The sequence below is a fragment of the Aeromonas sp. R3-1 genome, from assembly GCF_040908345.1.
Classification (GTDB): domain Bacteria; phylum Pseudomonadota; class Gammaproteobacteria; order Enterobacterales; family Aeromonadaceae; genus Aeromonas; species Aeromonas veronii.
Genome location: NZ_JBFODN010000016.1, coordinates 1 through 4,990, shown reverse-complemented (window position 1 = coordinate 4,990; position 4,990 = coordinate 1). Strand labels below are relative to the sequence as shown.

At 57.9% G+C, this 4,990-nt stretch carries 3 protein-coding genes; 2 read left to right on the top strand and 1 reads right to left on the bottom strand.

Going from position 1 to position 4,990, the window contains the following annotated elements:
* Positions 1 to 461: 461 nt before the first annotated feature.
* Positions 462 to 779, top strand: a complete 318-nt coding sequence (tmaR, locus tag AB5Y85_RS01065; protein WP_005336024.1) for a PTS system regulator TmaR — start codon at positions 462 to 464, stop codon at positions 777 to 779.
* Positions 780 to 987: 208 nt separating this feature from the next.
* Positions 988 to 4,071 carry a transglycosylase domain-containing protein gene (locus AB5Y85_RS01060; protein ID WP_257686709.1) on the top strand — a complete coding sequence of 1,028 codons (3,084 nt, stop codon included), beginning with the start codon at positions 988 to 990 and terminating at the stop codon, positions 4,069 to 4,071.
* A 111-nt stretch (positions 4,072 to 4,182) separates the two neighbouring features.
* Here the strand turns inward: AB5Y85_RS01060 and yidA are convergent.
* Positions 4,183 to 4,990 (bottom strand): sugar-phosphatase (gene yidA / locus AB5Y85_RS01055; protein WP_368221058.1); only part of this gene is annotated, 808 nt, incomplete at its 5' end.

The following is a 4,990-nucleotide window of genomic DNA, read 5'->3' as shown; positions in this document are numbered from 1 at the left end:
ACCGGCCTGTCACGCCGGGGGTCGCGGGTTCGAGTCCCGTCCGCTCCGCCACTAATTTGAAGGCCTTCCCAGATGGGAAGGCCTTTTTGCTATGTACGGTTTTCCCAGTGACCTCCAGATTTGCATACCAGAACGAATACAAAAGCCCGGCTTCACGACCGGGCTTTGGTGTTTTTAGCGTATTAAACAGCCAGTGTTAGCATTTATCTGCAGGATGAGAGCTAAAACCCTGTCATCTTCCCCATTTTCTATCTATATCAAGCCCTTATCTGATGGATTACTGGCCATTTTAACTGGTTTACTTTTGGCCAAACTCTGTTCATGGTGCGCGATTAGGGTTGTATCTCGTTTATAACTCGGTAGAGTAAGGGCATCTTGAGTTTGCCTGTCCCGCGCCGAGTTTGCCGGGTTCCAGGTGTAACTTGGCCAGTTTTTATCAACCTTAAGTCAGTGGTATCGATATGGAACAAGTAAACAAGTCCACCTTCAGCGATGTACTGGAATATGTGCGTATGTCCCGTCGCCAGAACAAACTCAAGCGTGAAATTGCGGATAACGAGAAGAAGATCCGTGACAACCAGAAGCGCGTGCTGCTGCTCGACAACCTGAGCGACTACATCAAGCCGGGCATGAGCATTGATGATGTGCAGGCGATCATCGCCAACATGCGTGCCGACTATGAAGAGCGCGTGGATGACCACATCATCAAGAACGCAGAGCTCTCCAAAGAGCGTAAAGAGCTGAGCACCAAGCTGAAGGGCATGAGCTCTCACAAATAAGCGTTGCGCTTTCGCTTAAGAGACACCGGCCACTGGCCGGTGTTTTGTTATCAGCTCGGATCTCTGCCACTCCTGCAACAATCGGCTCCCCTTTTTAGAATTGCCCTGTTACCATCACTACAAAGCGGTCAATAGTTTCAAGCCATTGACTTGAAAAGACTAAGCTTGAGTGAAACACAATAAATTGCGCAACCATGGTGGGGCTGATATGGGCGCATCAGAACAGACGGATTTGACACAAGTGGCATCTCAAGATTCATCTGTCCAGACCTCGGACGGGAACCCAAAGCGCAAGCGTCGTCCCTGGTGGCGTTGGCTGTTCTGTTTTCTCTTTTTATTGTGCCTGGGGGCGGTGATCGCTCTGGTTGGCTATGAGATGAAAACCTCGAAGCTGCAATCTCAGGAGATTTCCCGCTATGCCGCCAAGCTCACCTATCAGGTCGAGCCTGGTCAGAGCAAGCAGATCGCTTTCCCTGAAGATGGCCCGTTCGACAAGCGGCTCGGCTATGTGCAACTGCCGATGATGCAGGAGCGTTTGCTGCAGCGGGGCTATGAAGTCAGCAAGCAGGTGCATTTCTCCGACGCGCTCTATGACTACGCCAGTCGTGGCTTCTTCGTGCCCTATACCGAGAAGGTGCAGGCTGGACTGACGCTGCACGATTGCCGCGCCGAGCCCTTCTATCAATTCAAGTATCCGACCCATCACTATCCGGATTTTGACTCCATTCCACCGCTCGTCATCCAGTCGCTGCTGTTTATCGAGAACCGCGATCTGCTGAGCAACGAAGAGCCGTTGGCCAACCCGGCGGTCGATTGGCCCCGTTTTGCCAAGGCGGCACTATCTCAGGTGGGCAAGGCGCTCGATATGCAGGATCAATCTGCCGGTGGCAGTACCCTGGCGACCCAGGTGGAGAAGTACCGCCACTCGCCGGATGGCCTGACCCTGTCGCCGACCGAGAAGATCCGTCAGATGGCCTCTGCCAGCGTGCGGGCTTATCGTCTCGGGCCGGAAACCCTCGAAGCGCGCAAACTGGTCGCCTGGGCCTACCTCAACTCGGTACCGCTCTCGGCTGCTCCGGGATATGGTGAAGTGCATGGTCTGGGAGATGGTCTCTGGGTCTGGTTTGGTGCCAACGTCGATGACGTGAACCGTCTGCTGGATCCCGCCCGAAACCAGAACGCACCGCTGGCCGAACAGGGGCTTGCCCTGCGTCAGGTGGTCTCGCTGATGATTGCGCACCGCCGTCCCTCTTACTATCTGGCTCAGGGGCGAGAGGCATTGGCTACCCTGACCGACAGCTACCTGCGCCTGTTTGTGCAGGAGGGAATGATCACGCCGCCACTGATGGAGGCGGCGCTCAAGGCCAAGATTACGTTCCGTGATTTCCTGCAGTCCCCGGCTATCACCAGGGTGAACAATAACAAGGGGTTGCAGGTTGCCCGTACTCGCCTGAGCCGTCAGCTCGGGGTGCAGCTCTATGACCTCGACCGGATGGATCTGACGGCCGATACCAGCCTCAACATGCCGCTGCAGAACGAAATCTCCCGTTATCTGCAACAGCTGGCCGACCCGACGTTTGCCGCTCAGGTGGGCCTGTTTGGTGAGCGCCTGCTCTCGCCGGAGAAGACCGGCGATGTGCGCTACAGCTTCACTCTGTTCGAGAAGTCGCCGGAAGGGTTCAAGGTGCGGGTGCAGACCGACAACACCGATCAGCCGTTCGATATCAACGAAGGTTCCAAGCTGGAGTTGGGCTCAACCGCCAAGTTGCGGGTGCTGACTACCTATCTGGAGATCGTGGCCGAGCTGCACGACAACTATGCCGGGATGCCGGTCGAGAATCTGCGCAAGCTGGCTGGCGTCTCTCAGGACAACCTCAGCCGCTGGGCCATCTCCTATCTGATGACGGCTCAGGACAAGAGCCTGCCTGTAATGCTGGAAGCGGCGCTGGATCGCAAATACTCCGCCAGTCCCAACGAAGGATTCTTTACCGGTGGCGGCATGCACACCTTCAACAACTTCCGCCGCGAGGATAACAATCGTATTCCGACGTTGCGTGACTCTCTGCGTGAGTCGATTAACTTGCCCTTTGTGCGGCTGATGCGCGATATCGTGCGCTACAGCCTCTACAAGGAGGGCAACCGTGCCCAGTTGCTGAAGGATGACAAGGATCCCCGTCGTCAGGAGTATCTGGCCAAATTTGCCGACAAAGAGGGCCAGACCTATCTGCTGCGCTTCTGGCGCAAATATCGCGGCAAGACTCCCGAGGAGCAACTCGATACCTTCCTCGACGGTCTCAAGCCGAGTGCGGTACGTCTGGCGGCGGTTCACCGCTACCTGATGCCGGAAGCCAGCGAAGCCGCATTTGCTGCCTTCCTGGCGGAGCGGTTGCCGCGCGAGAAGCTGAGTGCGAAACGGATCAATCAGCTCTATGTGAGCTATGGCCCGGGCAAGTATTCACTGCCGGATCAGGGCTACATCGCCCGGGTTCACCCGCTGGAGCTGTGGCTGCTGGCCTATCTCAAGGAGTTCGACAAGGCGACCTTTGCCGACGCGGTGGCGGCCAGTCGTGACGAGCGGCAGGAGGTCTACAGCTGGCTGTTCAAGACCCGTCATCGCAGTGCCCGTGACAGCCGGATCCGCACCATGCTGGAGGTTGAAGCCTTCCTCGATATCCATCAGCGCTGGGCCAAGCTCGGTTATCCGTTCGACCATCTGGTGCCTTCGCTGGCGACTGCCTTGGGCAGCTCCGGTGACCGTCCGGCTGCACTGGCCGAGCTGATGGGGATTATCCAGAATGGCGGTGTCCGCTCGCCAACTTTGCGTATCGAGCACCTCTCGTTCGCCAAGGGGACTCCTTTCGAGACCGAGTTTGAGCCGCAGCACACCGAGGGAACCCGGGTGATGCCGGCAGAGGTAGCGGCAGCCCTGCGCAGTGCGCTCTCCAAAGTCGTTGAAGGGGGTACGGCAAGACGTATCGCCGGTGCCTTTACCCTGCCGGATGGCACTGTGCTGCAGATGGGGGGCAAGACCGGGACCGGGGATAACCGGATTGAAACAGTGGGTCGTTATGGCAACGTGACCAGCTCGCTGGCGCGCAACCGCACCGCAACCTTCGTCTTCTATCTGGGTGAGGATCACTTCGGTACCCTGACCGCCTATGTACCGGGTAGCCAGTCTGACAAGTTCCGTTTCACCTCGGCGCTGCCGGTACAGGTGCTCAAGGGGATGGCTCCTCTGCTGACGCCTTACCTGCAACCGGGCTCCCATACCCAGTGTCTGGCGAACCAGTGATACGCACGAATTACCGCTCATCACGCAGATAACTAACCAGAGAAAAAATGGGGAGGCTGACAGCCTCCCCGTTTTTATTTCCTTATCGGACGCAGCAGCGCTCGATTGCGATCAGGCGTTCAGTACGAACAGCTCGATCACCTGAGCTACACCATCTTCATCGTTGCGGGCGGTGGTGTGCTGGGCGAGACCCTTGATCTCGTCGGTAGCATTGCCCATCGCCACACCTAGGCCTGCGTATTCGATCATGTGGCGATCGTTGCCGGCATCCCCGACGCAGATCACCTGAGCGGCGGTCAGGCCCAAGTGCTCGGCCAGCGCGGCGACGCCAGTTCCCTTGTTGCTCTGCTTGTTCATGAATTCGAGGAAGAAGGGGGCGCTCTGTACCACGGTATAGCGCTCATAGAGCTCAGCAGGCAGTCGCTCGATGGCGCGGGAGAGCTGGGGCGGCTCGTCGATCATCATCACCTTCATGATCTGCTCGTCGGCAGGCAGGGTAGAGAAGTCGATCAGATTGATCGGCATGCCGATCAGGCGAGATTCGTGCTCGGTGTAGGTGCTGACACGGGGACTGATCAGGCCACGGGTCACCGAGAAACCGTGGACGTTCACCTCCAGCTCGTCAGCCAGTTTGGCGACGGCGTTGGCATCACTGCCGGTCAGCAGCTGGCTGCGGATGATGCGCTGATCGGCCACCTGCTGCACCAGGGCGCCGTTGTAGCAGATGACGTAGTCATGCTCTGTGGTGAGGCCGAGCTCTTCCAGATAGCGGCTCATCCCTTCCAGCGGGCGGCCGGAGGCCAGCACAACGGTGACCCCTTTGGCGCGCGCGGCGCTGATGGCGGCGTGGGTGCGGGGAGTAATTTGGCCCTGCGGGTTGAGCAGGGTGCCATCCATATCCAATGCGATCAGCTTGTAC

Bases quoted from the DNA above. Each gene is read 5' to 3' on its own strand.
- tmaR (WP_005336024.1), top strand. From the start codon at position 462: ATGGAACAAGTAAACAAGTCCACCTTCAGCGATGTACTGGAATATGTG.
- AB5Y85_RS01060 (WP_257686709.1), top strand. From the start codon at position 988: ATGGGCGCATCAGAACAGACGGATTTGACACAAGTGGCATCTCAAGAT.